Here is a 16,565-nt window from a genome sequence, read left to right on the forward strand (position 1 = left end):
GCTGGCGCGTGCGCGCCGCGCCCGCCACATGAATCCCGCTGCCCCCGCCTGCCGGGACAGCCAACAGGACTTGAGTACGACATGATACCAACTTCCAGCGCTCCGCGGCTAATTCTTGCGTCGAGTTCCGCGTACCGGCGCGAATTGCTTGAGCGCCTGCGCCTGCCGTTCGACGTTCTGGCGCCCGCTATCGATGAAACGCCGCAGGATGGCGAACTGCCCGAAGCGACCGCGCTGCGCCTGGCGCGCGCCAAGGCCGAAGCGGTGGCCGCGCGCGCACCCGGCAGCGTGGTCATCGGTTCCGACCAGGTCGCCACGCTCGACGGCGCCCAGATCGGCAAACCCGGCAGCCACGCCAACGCCCTGCGCCAACTGCAAACCATGCGCGGACGGCGCGTGGTGTTCCATACGGCGCTGTGCCTGTGGGATGGGCGCACCGGCACGGCGCAGGTGGAGAACGTGCAGACCTTCGTCACCGTGCGCGACCTGCCCGACGCCGAACTCGACGCCTACCTGCGCATCGAACAACCCTACGATTGCGCCGGCAGCGCCAAGAACGAAGCGCTCGGCATCGCCATCCTGGAGCGCATCGACAGCAGCGACCCGACCGCCCTCACCGGCCTGCCCCTGATCGCCCTGACCGGCATGCTGCGGCGCGCCGGTTTTACCTTTTTTACACAGTGAGCATTATGTCCGGCACCTTATATCTGATCCCCAACACCCTCGGCGCGGCCGACCCGGCCGACCCAGCCGCCCCGACCGACCATGCGCTGGCGCACATCATCCCGGAGCAAGTCCAGGCCCTGACCGCGCGCCTCGATTACTTTGTCGCCGAAAACGCCAAGACCGCGCGCGGCTTCCTGAAACTGATTGCGGTGCGTCATCCATTGGCGAAGACCTTGCAGGAAATCGAGATTGCCGAACTGAACGTGAACACCCCGGCGCAAGCGCTGGCCGGCCTGCTCGAACCCCTGCTGGCCGGACGCGATGCCGGGCTGATTTCGGAAGCGGGCGTACCGGCGGTGGCCGACCCCGGGGCCGACCTGGTGCGCCTGGCGCACGAGCGCGGCATCCAGGTGCGGCCGCTGGTCGGGCCGTCGTCGCTGCTGCTGGCCGTGATGGCGAGCGGCTTGAACGGGCAGAGCTTCGCGTTCAACGGCTACCTGCCGACCGACGCCGCCCTGCGCACCAAGCGCATCAAGGAGCTGGAAGCACGTTCGCGCGCGGAAAAGCAGACGCAATTGCTGATCGAAACGCCGTACCGCAACGGCGCCATGCTTGAAGCCCTGGTCGGCGCCTGCCAGCCGGGCACCCTGATCTGCGTGGCGACCGACCTCAGCCTGCCGACCGAATCGATCCGCACCTTGAATGGCGGCAAATGGAAGGCGCTGCTGGCGGCCGGCAAGGCGCCGGATTTCCACAAGAAGCCGACTGTGTTTTTGCTGCTCGCTTAATCCAGCACTGGCCGGACCGATAGAACATTCGCTCAGGCCAGTCTCCCGGCATGTTGCCTGCTACTCGACGTCTTCTGGCGTCAAAACAATTCTTTGGCGCGTCAGCAAAAATTGCTTTGAAAGTTGTGCGTGCCGGATCGAGTAGACCATGATCATGGCCATACCCAGACACACAGCGATCAACGGCCATACGCTCAAAAAATAGAATGTCAAAAACACCCCCGTGGGCAACATGAGTGTCACCCATAGAACGGGTTACCAACAAGCAACGATGCAGGTTTGCAGGCGCTTAATCAGAAACTCGGCATTTGCTCACGCGAACCGAGCATATTCTGTTGCTTGCGAGGTGAACTGCGCCTTGCCGATTGTCAGCGCGCGAGCACGATGCTCCCCTGCGCCAGGATTTCCGGTTGGCGTCGGTCTCAAGTCACCAGCTCATTGACCCAGCCAAACGCCTCCATCTCGATCTCGCGCATGGTCGTGGCGCTCAAGCCAAGCGCTTTGAGCGCCCTGGCCAGTTCCGTCCCGCGTTTGGGGTGGTCGACCAGCTCGACCACCTTGAGCATCTCGCCCAGCACGCCCTCGCGCTCGAGCAAGGCGGCGCGCACTTCGTCGGCCACCACCACGGTATTGAGAATATCCTGCATCGACATCGAAAACAGCGCATCCATCAGCGACATGATGCCCACCGTAAAGCCGGCCTCGGCACTGACGCGGCGCTCGGGCCGCACTTTCTGCGTCATCAGCTCCATCAGCTTGCCGCGCGTGGTGGCCATCTGCAGCAGCGGCGAATTGAGTTCGACCGCCGCCCCCGGCTTGGCGTACAGCAAAATCTGCAGCCAGCGCTGCAATTGCTGACGCCCCAGCACGTACAGCGCCTCGGTCAGCGAATCGATGCGCCCGCGCGCACCGGCCGCCGGGGTGTTGACCAGGCGCAGCAGGTTCAGGCTGATCAGGGCGTCGCGCTTGACCGCGCGTTCGATCTCGGCATTGTCGGCGTCGGAATTGATCAGGTCGAGCAGGCGCAGGATCACCAGTTCCGATGGCGCTATCTTCTTGCCGCTGAGGATGGCCGGACGCGCGAAATAATAGCCCTGGAAATATTCGAAGCCGAGCGCCATGCACATCTCGAATTCCTCGACCGTCTCGACCTTTTCGGCCAGCAGCTTCTTGTTGCGCCCGTTGAGCGCCGCCACCAGCCTGGGCAGATCGGCCGCCGCCACCGCCTGCACATCGACCTTGATGATGTCGACCAGGTCGACCAGCTTGCGCACGTCGTCGGATTCTTCCACCACATCGTCGAGCGCGAAGGTGAAGCCGAAGCCCTTGAGCTCGGCCACGCGGGCGACCAGTGCCGGGGTCGCCTTGACGGTTTCCAGAATTTCCAGGATGACCTTGTCGTGCGGCAGGAAGCGCACGAAGTCGCTCATCAAGACGATATCGTCGACATTCACGAACGCCAGGCGCTCGCCGACCACCTTGGCCATGCCGAGCTGGGACGCGTGCGAAATCACGGCCGCCGTGGCGGCGGCGTGATCGGTCACATTGGCGTCGCCGCCGTTGGCGCTGCGAAACAAGAGTTCAAAGGCAACCAGTCGCTGGTTACGTCCGAGAATCGGTTGGCGCGCGAGAAAGAAATCGTCGGACGGCAGCGCCAGCTCGGCCACGGTGTCAATAGGCATGGGAATTCCGGAAAACGGGGGCGCCGACAACAGCGCCTCCCGCGGTGACTATACTACGGCGGCAGACTTGGAGCCTGTTTGGGCAGGCCGGAGTCGCAGTGGACGCGCCTGCTTCCCCCGGCCTGCCGAAACAGGCTCTTAAGGACGGCGCGGGCCGCTGTTGCGTGGACCGGTCGGACGGGCGCTCTTGCCCGCCGTGCCGCCTTCGGCAGGGCGCGCACTCTTGCGCGTGACCCCGGCTTCGGTGGGACGGGCACTCTTGCCGGCCGCGGCGGCGGCAATGCTGGAGCGCTTGACGGTCGGGGCGCGCGGGGCGCCACCGGCCTGGCCGGGGGTGCCGGCGGGCGCCTGGCCGGGCAGGCGCAAGCTGCCGGTGCCGGCGGTCGGGCTGGCCTTGCGGGCGTTACCGACCGGCATGCGCGCGGCGCCATTGGCGCCGGTGCGGGCGGCGGCCGTGCCGGTCACCTGGGTGCCTTTTTCGATCACGTAGGTGGCGTCGGCATTCTTGCCCAGCACTTGCACCAGGTAAGGCATCACCTGGCGCAAGGTCGGCTCGAGCGTGTACGGCGGATTGAGAATGAACATGCCGCTGCTGTGCAGGCCGAAACCATCCGGACCCGGGGTGGTGATGGTCAGGGTGACGTTGAGCCAGTCCTTGGCCGCCAGGCGCTTGAGCTTGTCGGCGAACTGGCGCGACTCCATGCGTTGCAGCACCGGATACCAGATCGCGTAGATGCCCGACGGGAAGCGCACCAGCGCGTCTTCGAGCGCATCGCGCACCTTGCGGTAATCCTGCTTGTCTTCGTAGGGCGGGTCGATCAGCACCAGCGCGCGGCGCGAGGGCGGCGGCAGCAAGGTCTTGAGGGCGTGGAAACCGTCGCCGCGTTCGATCAGCACGCGCCGTCCGCGCGCGCTCGAGCGCTCGCCCTGGGCGGCGGCATGCTCCGCCACCTTGCGGAAATTGTCGGCCAGGATCTTGCTGTCGGCCGGATGCAGCTCGAACAGGCGCAGGCGGTCGTGCTCGCGCATGACCTTGTCGGCGCAGTACGGCGAACCCGGGTAGTAGCGCATCTTGCCGCTCGGGTTGAGTTCCTTGATCAGGTTGACGTACTCGGCCAGCGGCTTGGGCAAGTCGGTGCGCTCCCACAAGGGGCCGATGCCGGTTTCGTATTCGGCGTTCTTGGACGCGTAACCGCCATCGAGCGCATACACGCCGGCACCGGAGTGGGTGTCGATATAGGTGTAGGCCGTGTCTTTCTGATTCATGTACTCATGCAGCTGAATCTGCACGAAATGCTTCAGGACGTCGGCGTGATTACCCGCGTGAAAGGCGTGGCGGTAGCTCAACATAACGTGGGAATTCCATAAAAAAGGGGGATCTGAGACGCCATTATCCTCCATAAAGGCGTTTCCGACGCAAAAAGCGCGTAAATGCACAACGCCCTCCCCCTTGCCGGCGCGCCGCGAAAGGCGCACGGACAAGGGGGAAGGCGCTGTGCGTTTCCACCCGTGGGGGCGCGCGGCGGTCCTTGTCCGCACCGCCGCGCTGGCGGCGCTCCTTCTGGAAGCGCCGCGGATCAATAGCGTTTAAGCTACTTTCTTTTCGTCGAAGAATTGTTCATCTTCGGTCGAACCATGCAGCGCGGTGGTCGAGCTCTGGTTCTGCTGGATGGTCTGGGTGACGGCATCGAAGTAGCCGGTACCGACTTCGCGCTGGTGCTTGACGGCCGTGAAGCCCTTGTCGGCGGCGGCGAATTCGGCTTCCTGCAGCTCGACGAAGGCCGACATCTGACGGCGCGCATAGCCGTGCGCCAGGTTGAACATGCCGTAGTTCAAGGCGTGGAAGCCGGCCAGGGTGATGAACTGGAACTTGTAACCCATGGCGCCCAGTTCTTTCTGGAACTTGGCAATGGTGGCGTCGTCCAGGTTCTTTTTCCAGTTGAACGATGGCGAGCAGTTGTAAGCCAGCATCTTGCCAGGGAACTTGGCGTGCACGGCATCGGCGAACTGCTTGGCGAAGGCCAGGTCCGGCTTGCCGGTTTCGCACCAGACCAGGTCGGCGAAGGGGGCGTAGGCGATGGCGCGCGAAATGGCTTGCTCGATGCCCGGACGAACTTTGTAAAAGCCTTCTACGGTGCGCTCGCCGGTGCAGAATTCGCGGTCGTTGTCATCCACGTCGGAGGTCAGCAGGTCGGCCGCTTCGGCGTCGGTACGGGCGATCACCAGGGTCGAGGTGCCCATCACGTCGGCCGCCAGGCGCGCCGCGGTCAGCTTTTCGACCGCTTCACGGGTCGGCACCAGCACTTTGCCGCCCATGTGGCCGCATTTCTTGACCGAGGCAAGCTGATCTTCGAAGTGAACGCCGGCGGCGCCCGCGTCGATCATCGACTTCATCAGTTCGTAGGCGTTCAGGACGCCGCCGAAACCGGCTTCGGCGTCGGCGATGATCGGTGCGAAGTAATCGATGTCATCCTTGCCTTCGGACCATTGAATCTGGTCGGCGCGCTGGAAGGTGTTGTTGATGCGGCGCACCACCAGCGGCACCGAGTTGGCCGGGTACAGCGATTGGTCGGGATACATTTCACCAGCGACGTTGGCGTCGCCTGCGACTTGCCAGCCGGACAGGTAGATGGCTTTCAGGCCGGCCTTGACCTGCTGCATGGCCTGGTTGCCGGTCATGGCGCCGAGCGCGTTGACGAAGGGCTCGTTGTTCACCAGGTCCCACAATTTTTCCGCGCCGCGCTTGGCCAGCGTGTGCTCGATCTTCAGCGAGCCGCGCAGGCGCACCACGTCCGCCGCGGTGTAGTTACGTACAACACCTTTCCAGCGCGGGTTGGTGTCCCAATCTTTTTGCAGTTCTGCTACTTGCTGTTCACGAGTTGCCATGGTGTTCTCCTAATTGAAAAGCCGTTTAAGAAATGAAATGCCTTGAACAAATGATAGACCGTTTTGCGCGCTGCAACAACACTCTTATATAAGACATATAACTAAATTTAATTCCTTAAAAATCAATTGCTTGCAATTCATTTTTCATGATGCGGAACGGAATTTCTCTAAATGGAAGAGCGCGCAGGTGCAAACGCACCATGGCATTTTGCATTGTGAAATGCACTTCGCGCCTGATGAAATCCAGCACCCTTTTTGCGCCCGGGAAGCAGATCGGCGCCGGAGCCGGCCGCCGACGCACCAAAACAGGGAGATTTGTGTTGCACAGAAGACACACGAGGGTATAATTGTCACGAAAAACAACAGGAATCGCTCGAAAAACCATCGCTCGCTTACTGCTCCGTAGGATAATGTGCTCTCAGGCAATCCTTAACCACTGCCGCAGGGCGCAGCCGACGTCTCCAGGCAGTTTGCAATGCGCTCCATGGCGGACAGTGCAACTCCTACCAACAATTCCTCATCCCAATCCCGTTGCGCAGACGAGCGGGATGGTTGCCAGATAAAGTCCGGCACGCTGTTTAGTGTCGGCCCAGCAATCGGTATCTTGATGTCCGATACGCTGGCCGATCTGCCACGTCAAGCAGACCTACATTACGAATGCAACTCATGAACTCAAAATTTACTCTAAACATCTTCCACAAAGTACTCATCACGCTGTTAGCGGTCACGCTGATCCCTCTGATTACCTTGTGGCTGGTCAGTAACAAGGCGGCCCAGACCCAGTTGACGGCCAACGTGTCGCAAAACCTGGTCCTGACCATGGACACGGTGGCCGACGGCATTACCGCCTGGGACAGCACCAACGTGCGCGCCATGACCCAGGTCGGTTACCTGCCCGACATGGTATCGATGAAGGCCGAGCGCCAGAACCCGATCCTGTCCGTCACCGGCACCGCCTACGAATGGTCGTACCTGATGTTTACGGTCGCGCCCGACGGCAGCAACGTCGGCCGTAACGACGGCGGCGCCCTGACCCCCTACGGCGACCGCTCCTACTTCCAGCAAGTGATCAAGGGCGCGCCGGTCGGCCGCCAGGTCGTGATCGGCAAGACCAGCGGCAAGCCGGCACTGATCCTGGCCACCCCGATCAAGGATGAAAGCGCCAACCTGGTCGGCGTACTGGCCATGTCGATGTACCTGACCGACATTTCCAAGATCGTGACCGATATCCGCGTCGGCGAAACCGGCCGTGCGATCCTGCTCGACGCCAGCAACAAAGTCATTGCCCACGGCGATGCCTCCAAGGTGCGCGGCACGCTGCAGGATTTCGGCGCCTATCCCGCCCTCAAGGTGGCCGGCATCGACAAGGCGCCCGTGGTGTACACCACGGAAGACCGCAAAGTCATCGGCTTCATGCGCAAATTGCCGCAAGGCTGGACCCTGCTGGTCGAACAGGATTACGACGAAGCGTTCCGCATCATGAAGCAGATGGAAAAGGATGCGCAGATCCTGATCGGCGTCAGCGTGGCGCTGGTCATCGCCATCGCGATTTTCCTCGGCAAGGCACTGACCCGTCCGATCAATGAACTGACCTCGATTGCCCGCCAGCTCAGTAACGGCGAGCTGCAAGTGACGATCGAACAAACCGAACGCGGCGACGAAATCGGCGCGCTGGCCCGCGCCATCGACCGTCTCGGCATCAGTATCAAGCTGGCAATGGATCGCCTGCGCAAGAAAAGCTGAACCCCGCGCCATCGACAGTAGTGAAGTCGTTGCAGTAAATACACAAACGTCGCAAATTCTCACGAAATACAACGAGACTTGCCGCAATACCGATGCTGTTGGTAAACACCGGTATAATAATGTGCTTACAAGCAACCAAAATCACTGCTGACGATTGCGCCCCGGGATTGCTGGAAGACGGCGGCGCGGTCCATGAGGGACAGTGCCTCCCGCCGACAGCAAGCTCCGCATGAACGATCCCGTTGCGCCGCCGGCGAACGGGGTTGCCAGATACAGAAGTCCGACACCTTGTTTTTAATGTCGGCCCAGCAATCGGTTCCTTGATGTCCGAGACGCTGGCCGATCTGCCACGTCAAGCAGACCTCTATTACGAAGGCCCAGCATGAACTCAAAATTTAGTTTCAGTATTTTTCACAAGGTCTTGATGACCTTGCTCGCGGTGACGCTGATCCCCCTGTGCACGCTGTGGGTGATCAGCGACCGGGCGGCCCAGCGCGAACTGACCGACAACGTCTCGCAAAGCCTGGTGCTGACCATGAACACGGTGGTCAACGGCATCAATGCCTGGGACGACACCAATATGCACGCCATGAACCAGGCCAGCCGCCTCGACGACATGGTGTCGATGAAGGACGAGCGCCAGATTCCCCTGCTGAAAGCGACCGGCAAGGCCTACGAATGGTCGTTCCTGATGTTTACGATCGCGCCGGATGGCTCGAACACCGCCCGTAACGACGGCGCCGCCCCGATCAATTACGGCGACCGCAGCTACTTCAAGGCCGTGATGAGCGGCCAGCCGGTCGGCCGCCAGGTAGCGATCAGCAAAACCACCGGCAAGCCGGCACTGATCGTGGCCACCCCGATCCGCGACATCAACTCGGCCCTGGTCGGCGTGCTGGCGATGTCGATGAACCTGACCGATATTTCCAAGATCGTGACCGATATCCGCATCGGCAAGACCGGCCGCGCGATCCTGCTCGACGCCACCAACAAGGTGATCGCCCACGGCGACTCGGCCAAGGTTCTTACCGCGCTGCAAGACTTTACCAACCATCCGGCCCTCAAGGTTCCCGGCATCAACGACGCACCCGTGGTCTATACTGCGGAAGAGCGCAAGAAGATCGGTTTCGTGCGCAAACTGCCGCAAGGCTGGACCGTGCTGATCGAACAGGACTACGATGAAGCTTTCGCCACCATGCACAAGATGGAAAACGAAGCACGCATCCTGATCGCCGCCGCTGTGGCGCTGGTCATCGGCGTGGCAATTTTCCTGGGCAAGGCGCTGACCCGCCCGATCAATCAATTGACCGCCATTGCCGTGCAACTGAGCAATGGCGAACTGCAAGTGGACATTCCGCAAACGGCCCGCGGCGATGAAATCGGCTCGCTGGCCCGTGCCATTGAACGTCTCGGCGTCAGCATCCAGCTGGCAATGGATCGACTGCGTAAAAAGGTTTGATACCGATGAGAGGTTACTGATATGTCACAACCGGAATTCATGCCATTTATCGACGTGGTCGACCAGATCGCTGGCTTTTGCGCACAGCGCGTCAGCGGCACTGCCTTGGTCATCAGCGATGACAACCGCATGGCCCAGGTCCACCTGCAAGGCGGCAAGATCGTCTTCATCCTGTGCCGCGGCCGCCGCGGCCGCGACGGCCTGGCCATCATGCGCACCATGAAAAATGCGCGCCTGACCCTGGACAAGGCCGGCGTCGTCAATGCCGACGGCCTCGACTGGCCGACCGAAATCGTGCTGGGCTACCTCGACGGCACCCTGGACGACTTGCCGGGTACTGGCGTACTGGGCGGAGCGTCGCCACGCGCCGACACCGCGGCCGTGCGCCCGGTCGCCACGCCGGGCCTGACGCCCGACATCAAGGCCACCTTGCAGCGTTGCCTGGTCAAGTATGTGGGGCCAATGGCGGAGATCGTCTGCAGCGACCATTTCGACGGCGCCACCGATGTGCGCGCCGTGGTCATGGCGCTGGCCAAGGAAATCCCAAGCGACGACCAGGCCGCCAAGTTCAAGGTCGACGTCGCCAAGGCGCTCGACATGCCGGCGTTCTGACGAATCCCTGCGCGCAGCGGCTGCGGCCGCCGCGCGCAGGGTGCTCTATTGCCCCTCCCCCGCTGCTTTCCTTGTTTTCGCCGCTGTCGTTGTTTCCGCTGTTCCGCGCTTGTCCCTCCCTGTCACACCAGCTTCTGCTGCGACACCACGATGCCATCGGCATCGGCATACAACCAGTCTCCCGGCTGCACCGCCACCCCGCTCACGCAGATGCGCACATTGCGTTCGCCCGCGCCCAGCTTGCTGCTCTTTTGCGGATGCGTGCCGAGCGCGCGCACCCCGATGGCGCAGGCATTGATTTCGTCGCTGTCGCGCACGCAGCCGTCCACCACGATGCCGCTCCAGCCATTGTTTTGCGCCAATAACGCCAGCTGACCGCCGACCAGCGCGCGGCGCAGGCTGGCGCCGCCGTCGATGACCAGCACATTGCCGTTGCCGGGCGCTTCCAGGGTAGCGCGCACCAGGGCGTTGTCTTCAAACACTTTTAGTGTCGTCACGCTGCCGCAAAAGCGCACACGTTGACCGTAGTGCCTGAACAGCGGCGGCAACACGGCCAGGCGGCCCTCTTCCAGCAGTTCGGGATGGTCGTCGCACAGGTCGGTGGTGGCAAAAGTCATGTCGGCTCGCTCGCAAAAAATGGAAATGAGAACAATTCTAAGCGATTGGCGCCGCCGCCCCTGCCCCTTGATTGAGTACGACCGCGCCACCGGGGTGTTGGTTCCCGTGAAAACAAGGTATGCGGGCGCGCCTGATGTGTCACAAGCGAAGCGCAGACAGCGGCTGACGCGGCGCCCGAGGCGCGCCATAATCGGTGCCTCGTTCTCGTCAAGGGGGCATGCATGCTCAGCACGCTGTCACAGCTCAGGCGCCTGTGGGACGTTCTCGCCGCCATCGTCAAACTGCCGCTCGCTCACCTGCAATTCGACCTGGCGCTCGCGCCCGCCGAAGTGAGCGCCACCTACCGCAACTTTACGCGGCGCCATCCGCGCTACCGCATCATCGGCAACAAGACCATCGGCGCGGCCCTGCTCGACACCGGGCAATTCGCATCGAGCACGCAATACCGCGACTCGATCGGCGAGCGCAACTGGGGCGGTTTCTTCGCGCGGCGGGCCAAGGCGCGCGGCTACCAGTTCACCCGCATCGACCGCAACCGCTACGTCGACGAGATCCACGCCATCAACCAGTCCATGCCCGAGCGCCAGGGCCGGCCCATGGCCGCCGGCTACCATGACCGGGTGGCGCATTACACCGACCGCGAAAACTACCGCTATTTCGGCGTGCTCGATGCCTCGGGCAAGCTGGTGGCCTACTGCGAACTGGGCATCTACGGCAACTTCGCCCTGTTCTCGCGCCTGCTTGGCTACCGCAACAACGATGGCGTCATGCACTTCATGATCGTCGAAATCGTCAGCATGTTGATCGCCGAGCGCAGCGTGCGCTACGCCATGTACGACACCTGGTTCGGCGCCTCCGGGGGGCTGCGGCGTTTCAAGACCATCCTCGGCTTCAAACCGTACCGGGTGCGCTATGCGCTGCTGGGCGTGGCCAGCCTGTGCCCGGTCACCTAGTGTCCCGAGTCAGAAATTCGTTGAATAAATATGGCGATAATCGCGCCGATACCGCGTCACAAATGCTCGCCAGGCATTTGCCTGTCTGCGCTTTGTTCCTTGCCTCGGTGCGATTTCGCCATATTTAATCATCAACGGATTTCCAACTCGGGACACTAGTGCCCTGGCGGCGGCGCGCTCAGGCTTGCTTGAGCGCCGGTGCGCGGCTGCTGCCGCCCACGGTCAGGGCGGTGCCGATCGCCAGCACCTGGAACAGGGCGATGCAGCCGAACACCCAGCCCGGATGGCCGCGGTCCATCATGGTGCCGAACAGCAGCGGACCGAGCGCCAGGCCGCTGTCGAGGCCCGAATACACGATGCCGAACACGCGGCCTGTCGCGTTTTTGGGCGCCGCGGCGCGAATCAGCAGGTCGCGCGAGGGACCGGCGACGCCGGCGGCCAGGCCGATGCCGCCCATCAGCACTACCGCCATCCAGCCCGGCACCACGGCCGCGCCCACCAGCAGCGCCATCAGCGCGGCGCAGATGAAAGAGAGCGCGATGGTGCGGTCGTGGCGCTTGGCGCGCGTGGCCAGAAAGCCACCCAGGACCATGCCGGCGGCGGACGCGAGCATGTAAGCGGTGTACGCGGTGGTGGCCGAGGCCAGCGAAATGCCGTACAGCGCCACCAGGCTGGCTGACGAAAAACTCTGGATGCCGCCCAGTGCAATGGCGGTCAGGAAAAAGAAGCCGAAGCTCATCCACACCGCCGGCAGTTTCATGAAGGCGAACGAGCTGTCCTGCACCGTGCCGGCCGCCTGCACCGGGGCCGGGTCGGCGCGCAGGTGGGCGCGCTGGGCGAACAGCAGCGCCAGGGTGGCGAACGGAATGGCGGCGGCCGACAGCAGCGCGATGCGCCAGCCGGCCAGCGCGGCAATACCGGCCAAAAACGCGGGCGCAGCCGCCCAGCCCAGGTTGCCGCTGATGCCGTGCAGCGAGAACGCGTGGGCGATGCGCGCTTTGCTCACGCGCTGGTTGAGCAAGGTGTAGTCGGCCGGATGGAACACGGCGTTGCCGAGGCCCGCCAGCATCGACCCGGCCGCCAGCATGAGGTAGCTTTGCGCGCCGGCCAGCACCAGGGCCGCCGTGCCAAGCAGCGCCAGCCCGGAAAACAGCACGCGGCGCGCGCCGACCTTGTCCACCACGAAGCCCGACAAGGCCTGGCCGATGCCGGAGACCACGAAGAACAAGGTCATCAACAGCCCCAGCTGGGCGTACGACAGGTCGAAGGCGGGCTTGAGCCATGGAAACAAAGCCGCCAGGACCAGGTGATAGAAGTGCGATACGCCGTGCGCCAGGCTGACCAGGCCGATGACGCGCGCATCGTCGCGCAGGGTAGGTGTGTTCATAAGGCATCCATGGTTGAGCAGCGTCCAGTGTAAGCAAAAAGCCATCGACAGTTTTTAGACAGGAAGCCATACTTTGTCGCAAATCCGCCAATTGCCCCCATCCACCCATGTCCCTGACCATCCTCACCCATACCCGCTGGCAAGCGCCGGAACTGGCCCCGACCCCGGCGCGGCCGGTGCGCGCGCTGGCACGCGACCTCGACATCACCCAGTCGCTCGATCCGCACCGCCATCCCTGGGGCCAGCTCACCTTCGCCCTGTCCGGGGTGCTGCGCGTGAGCACGCCCGGCTCAAGCTGGATCGTGCCGCCGCTGCGCGCGATCTGGATTGCGCCGGAGGTGGTCCATTCGGTGCGCGTACTCGAAAACGCGCGCTTGCGCCCGCTCGGCATCCTGGCCGCGCGCGCCCCGTTCGAGGGCGACGAGTGCCGCGTGCTGGCCGTGTCCGCACTGCTGCGCGAACTGATCGTTGCGCTCGGCCAGACCGGCGCGGGGCCGCGCGAAACGCTGCTGGCCGAACTGATCCTCGACGAGCTGCCCGGCGCGGCCACGCGGCCGATGCGCGTGCCGCTGCCGCAGGACAAGCGCCTCGGCGCCCTGTGCGCGGCCCTGATCGACGATCCCGCCTGCCAGCTGACCCTGGGCCAGTGGGCGGCCCAGGTCGGCGCCTCCGAACGCACCCTGACCCGCCTGTTCGAACGCGAGCTGGGCATGCGCTTCGGCCACTGGCGCCAGCAGGTGCGCCTGGCGCACGCCGCGCCCCTGATCGCGCGCGGCATGCCGCTCTCGCAGGTGGCCGGGGAACTCGGTTACGCCAGCCAGTCGGCATTTTCGGCGATGTTCAAAAAGACCTACGGCAGCTCGCCGTCGGCATTTTTCGCCGGCGACAGCGCCGGCTGAGCTTGCGTTTTACAAATTGTGTATTTCTCAACGGTACTAAGCAAGTAAAGTATAGTGGCCGTTTCCTGTCCTACCCTTTCAAGGAGTTGCCTGGTGGTTTTACTTATCGGTTTTGCGCTGCTGGTCTGCCTGGTGATCCTGTTCTACCGCGTCACCGCCGCGCCGGAAGGAACGCCTGCCACCGCCCCGAACGCGGCGGGCTCGGCCAGCCTGGCCGGCATCGGCGTGGCCTACATCTCCAATGGCAATCTGTTCTACCAGCCCGACGGCGGCGCGGTGCGCCAGTTGCACAGCCCCTACATCCAGGAGACCGAAGACCGCCTCGCGCGCAGCAACGAGCGCAATTCGTGGAAGAAAGACACCAGCTTCGAAGTGGGCGCTTACGGCCAGATGAAGCAGTTCGGCGGCGCCGCCAATGGCATCCGCCACACCTCGGCCCAGTTCGACCGGCAGCAGTCGATCCTGTACTTCCTGCGCGACCAGACCATCGGCGGCCTGTTCACCTTCAACCTCGACACCGGCGTCGAAACCCGCATCGTGCACCGCCAGCACCTCGACCTGAGCGACCTGCACCTGAACCCCCAGACCGGCAAACTGGTCTGTACGTCCGCGTCCAAGGACAGCATCACCAACATCGCCACGCTCGACGTGGACGGCAACCACCTGCGCGAACTGACCGGCGGCGACACGGCCGATTCCGCTCCTGCCTGGTGCGACGACGACACCATCGTCTACCAGTCGGCCGGCCTGGCGCGCGACAGCGGCGGCATGATCGTCGCGCTCGGCCACAGCACCATCGAGAAGCTGGACCTGCGCTCGGGCCAGCTGGAAACCGTGCTCGACGACGCCAATACCGACTTCCTGCATCCGCGCGTGACCGCCACCGGCGATCTGCTGTTCATCCGGCGTCCGTACGAGGCGCCGCAATACAGCAGCGGCAATATCCTGCTCGACACCGTGCTGTTTCCCTTCCGCCTGCTGCGCGCGGTGTTCCACTACCTGAATTTTTTCTCGCTCATGTACAGCCGCAAGCCGCTGACCGGCGCCAGCGGGCCGTCCGCGCAGGCCGACGTCAAGGCGATCATCCTCAAGGGCAAGCGCATCGATGCCGAAAAAGCTTTGCGCAGCGAAAACATGGTGGCCGGCGTGCCTTCGCTGGTACCGGCCAGCTGGCAACTGGTGCAGCGCAGCCGTCGCGGCGACGAACGCGTGCTGGCGAGCAATGTCGCCTCGTACGACCTCACGCCGGCCGGTCAGATTCTCTACTCGAACGGGCGCGGCGTGTTCCTGCTGGGCGAGGATGGCCGCTCGACCCTGGTGCTCAAGGGCGACCTGGTGGGCGACATCATCGCGCATTGAGCCAGTGGATCGGATCGAACATCGCGTCCAGTTCCTGCGGCGGGCAGATCGCTGCGATGTCCAGCTTGCGCGGCGCTGATCTGCGCCAGCCGGCGCGATGGCAGGAGCGCGACCATGCAAAAGGTCAGGCTGAGGCTGGACGGACCGCTGTCTTCATGGCGCCACGCATGCCTGCAGCGTGGTCGTCAGCGCACCGAGCCGCAGGGTGACGCTCGCGACCGCTGGCCTCGCTCCTGGCGCGGCGAATGCCACGTCGAGCCGACCAGCCCCGAACGTGCCCGACAGATCCAGGCTTTCTTGCTCCAATGCGGCAGGAATCCGCGCTTGTTGCGCCAGGCAGGCGTGACTACTTCCGATGAGCGCCAGCAGCAACGGCAGGTGATTCAGTTTCACAAGGTCCTTTCGGTTCATTGCCTGGCGAGCTTGCGCGCGGCAATCGCGAGGTAGCGCGCGTCGCCGTAGGCCAGGTGTTCGCAATACGCCGACCAGCACAGCTTGACGACGTGCGCATCGCTAGCCCGCGCAGCTTGCGCCATGCAGGCGTGCCAGTCAATCTGCGCGGCTGCGGCGGGCACGGCGGCGTCCTCGGGTTCGACTGTCAACGTGGCCACGACGACCGCCTCCCACAAGTAGCGCAGCGCCCGGCCCGGCTCGCCGGCATACGGCAGCAGCAGGCGGAACGCATGGCATGCCGTCACCGTGTGCAAGAGCGTGAAATCTTCGCGCGCATGGTAGGCGCCCAGCGCGAACTGCGCCACCTGCCGCAAGTCCAGCACGGATGGCTGGATCGCCGTCCCGGCCAGGCCAGGATGGCGCGCCACCTGCCGCATGCGGTCGATGATGATGCCGTCCCACGGCGCATGGCCTGCCACCGCGACCGCCAGGCGCGCGGCGATCGCGGCCGGCGTGTCGTCCACTGTGTCCGGCGGCAAGTCGAGGGTCACGTATTCCATCACCCAGTACGCCAGCGCGGCGCAGACCTCGTCATGGTCGCCGGCATCAACCGCGTACGCCAGCCGGATCGGGCAATGAAAAGCCGACGCCGCGACGCCCGGCAGCAGGCGCGGTACCCAGTCCCGCAGCACGGCGCCCGGCCCGTCACGGGCTACGCACGCCTGGAAATACAGTTCCAGCCCGCCGGCGTTGCTGCCCTTGCCCAGCCAGATTGCCGCGTCCACAACCGGGCTGATGCCGGCATCACGCGCCTGCAACTGGCGCGCATTGGCGTCGAACGCGCGCTGCATGCTGTCCACCGGCGCACCCAGGCGGTCGAGCGCGATGAGTGTCATCGGCAAGTGATTGGCGAGCCGGTCGCCATACAGCGGCCCGAAGCGCTTGCTGCGTTCGAGCAAGGCCCGGCAGGTGTCCGACACGGTTTCCATGCACATCTCCATTCAATGATTCCTACCAACCCGCCGCGCGCTTGGCGGCGCTCTGATCTCCCGCGCCGCATCGCCTGTCCGTGGTCAACCACGCGCGGCGTCAGCGATGCAAACTCGACAGGCCAGGGGCG

16 protein-coding genes are annotated in these 16,565 nt (G+C 63.9%); 8 read left to right on the plus strand and 8 right to left on the minus strand.

Annotation, left to right across the window (positions count from 1 at the left end):
- The first annotated feature begins 81 nt into the window (after nucleotides 1-81).
- Together F2P45_RS07815 and F2P45_RS07820 are read left to right on the plus strand one after the other, a co-directional pair.
- Nucleotides 82-684, plus strand: a complete 603-nt coding sequence (locus tag F2P45_RS07815; protein ID WP_166872459.1) for a Maf family nucleotide pyrophosphatase — start codon at nucleotides 82-84, stop codon at nucleotides 682-684.
- Nucleotides 685-689: 5 nt separating this feature from the next.
- Entirely contained in the window at nucleotides 690-1,454 is a 765-nt protein-coding gene (locus F2P45_RS07820) for an SAM-dependent methyltransferase (protein ID WP_166872462.1), read from the plus strand.
- Between the two features lie 422 nt (nucleotides 1,455-1,876).
- Here F2P45_RS07820 and F2P45_RS07825 read toward each other — a convergent pair whose 3' ends face one another.
- The 4 genes from F2P45_RS07825 to F2P45_RS07840 all read right to left on the minus strand — a co-directional run bounded on the left by F2P45_RS07825 (nucleotide 1,877) and on the right by F2P45_RS07840 (nucleotide 6,407).
- Nucleotides 1,877-3,136: an EAL and HDOD domain-containing protein gene (locus F2P45_RS07825; protein WP_166872465.1), complete on the minus strand. Its 1,260-nt coding sequence runs from the start codon at nucleotides 3,134-3,136 to the stop codon at nucleotides 1,877-1,879.
- Nucleotides 3,137-3,274: 138 nt separating this feature from the next.
- A complete protein-coding gene (locus F2P45_RS07830) occupies nucleotides 3,275-4,402 on the minus strand; it encodes a 23S rRNA (adenine(2030)-N(6))-methyltransferase RlmJ (RefSeq protein ID WP_229504967.1) in 1,128 nt (375 codons plus the stop codon).
- A 321-nt stretch (nucleotides 4,403-4,723) separates the two neighbouring features.
- Nucleotides 4,724-6,022: an isocitrate lyase gene (gene aceA, locus F2P45_RS07835; protein ID WP_099877013.1), complete on the minus strand. Its 1,299-nt coding sequence runs from the start codon at nucleotides 6,020-6,022 to the stop codon at nucleotides 4,724-4,726.
- 115 nt (nucleotides 6,023-6,137) lie between these two features.
- Complete coding sequence (locus F2P45_RS07840) at nucleotides 6,138-6,407, minus strand: hypothetical protein (RefSeq protein ID WP_166872471.1); 270 nt, start codon at nucleotides 6,405-6,407, stop codon at nucleotides 6,138-6,140.
- A gap of 281 nt (nucleotides 6,408-6,688) precedes the next feature.
- On the opposite strand from F2P45_RS07840, the gene F2P45_RS07845 reads away from it, so the two are divergent.
- The 3 genes from F2P45_RS07845 (at nucleotide 6,689) to F2P45_RS07855 (ending at nucleotide 9,836) form a co-directional block, all read left to right on the plus strand.
- Nucleotides 6,689-7,765 carry a cache domain-containing protein gene (locus tag F2P45_RS07845; protein WP_166872475.1) on the plus strand — a complete coding sequence of 359 codons (1,077 nt, stop codon included), beginning with the start codon at nucleotides 6,689-6,691 and terminating at the stop codon, nucleotides 7,763-7,765.
- A gap of 382 nt (nucleotides 7,766-8,147) precedes the next feature.
- On the plus strand, nucleotides 8,148-9,224 hold the full coding sequence (locus F2P45_RS07850) for a cache domain-containing protein (protein WP_166872478.1): 1,077 nt from the start codon (nucleotides 8,148-8,150) through the stop codon (nucleotides 9,222-9,224).
- 39 nt (nucleotides 9,225-9,263) lie between these two features.
- Nucleotides 9,264-9,836 carry a DUF8082 domain-containing protein gene (locus F2P45_RS07855; protein ID WP_166872481.1) on the plus strand — a complete coding sequence of 191 codons (573 nt, stop codon included), beginning with the start codon at nucleotides 9,264-9,266 and terminating at the stop codon, nucleotides 9,834-9,836.
- Between the two features lie 122 nt (nucleotides 9,837-9,958).
- On the opposite strand, the gene rraA is transcribed toward F2P45_RS07855, so the two are convergent.
- Nucleotides 9,959-10,453 (minus strand): ribonuclease E activity regulator RraA, encoded by a 495-nt coding sequence (rraA, locus tag F2P45_RS07860; RefSeq protein WP_166872484.1) that lies wholly within the window; start codon nucleotides 10,451-10,453, stop codon nucleotides 9,959-9,961.
- 222 nt (nucleotides 10,454-10,675) lie between these two features.
- Here rraA and F2P45_RS07865 point away from each other — a divergent pair, with 222 nt between their 5' ends.
- Nucleotides 10,676-11,407: a hypothetical protein gene (locus tag F2P45_RS07865; RefSeq protein WP_166872487.1), complete on the plus strand. Its 732-nt coding sequence runs from the start codon at nucleotides 10,676-10,678 to the stop codon at nucleotides 11,405-11,407.
- Nucleotides 11,408-11,585: 178 nt separating this feature from the next.
- Here the strand turns inward: F2P45_RS07865 and F2P45_RS07870 are convergent, their stop codons facing one another.
- A complete protein-coding gene (locus F2P45_RS07870; RefSeq protein ID WP_166872490.1) occupies nucleotides 11,586-12,794 on the minus strand; it encodes an MFS transporter in 1,209 nt (402 codons plus the stop codon).
- A 107-nt stretch (nucleotides 12,795-12,901) separates the two neighbouring features.
- On the opposite strand from F2P45_RS07870, the gene F2P45_RS07875 reads away from it, so the two are divergent.
- Together F2P45_RS07875 and F2P45_RS07880 are read left to right on the plus strand one after the other, a co-directional pair.
- A complete protein-coding gene (locus tag F2P45_RS07875) occupies nucleotides 12,902-13,693 on the plus strand; it encodes an AraC family transcriptional regulator (protein ID WP_166872493.1) in 792 nt (263 codons plus the stop codon).
- A gap of 93 nt (nucleotides 13,694-13,786) precedes the next feature.
- Entirely contained in the window at nucleotides 13,787-15,052 is a 1,266-nt protein-coding gene (locus F2P45_RS07880; protein WP_166872496.1) for a TolB family protein, read from the plus strand.
- 153 nt (nucleotides 15,053-15,205) lie between these two features.
- Here F2P45_RS07880 and F2P45_RS07885 read toward each other — a convergent pair whose 3' ends face one another.
- Both F2P45_RS07885 and F2P45_RS07890 read right to left on the minus strand, forming a co-directional pair.
- A complete protein-coding gene (locus F2P45_RS07885) occupies nucleotides 15,206-15,445 on the minus strand; it encodes a hypothetical protein (protein ID WP_166872499.1) in 240 nt (79 codons plus the stop codon).
- Between the two features lie 14 nt (nucleotides 15,446-15,459).
- On the minus strand, nucleotides 15,460-16,434 hold the full coding sequence (locus tag F2P45_RS07890) for a questin oxidase family protein (protein ID WP_166872501.1): 975 nt from the start codon (nucleotides 16,432-16,434) through the stop codon (nucleotides 15,460-15,462).
- Between the last annotated feature and the right edge of the window lie 131 nt (nucleotides 16,435-16,565).

The organism is Massilia mucilaginosa, from assembly GCF_011682145.1.
GTDB lineage: Bacteria > Pseudomonadota > Gammaproteobacteria > Burkholderiales > Burkholderiaceae_D > Telluria_A > Telluria_A mucilaginosa.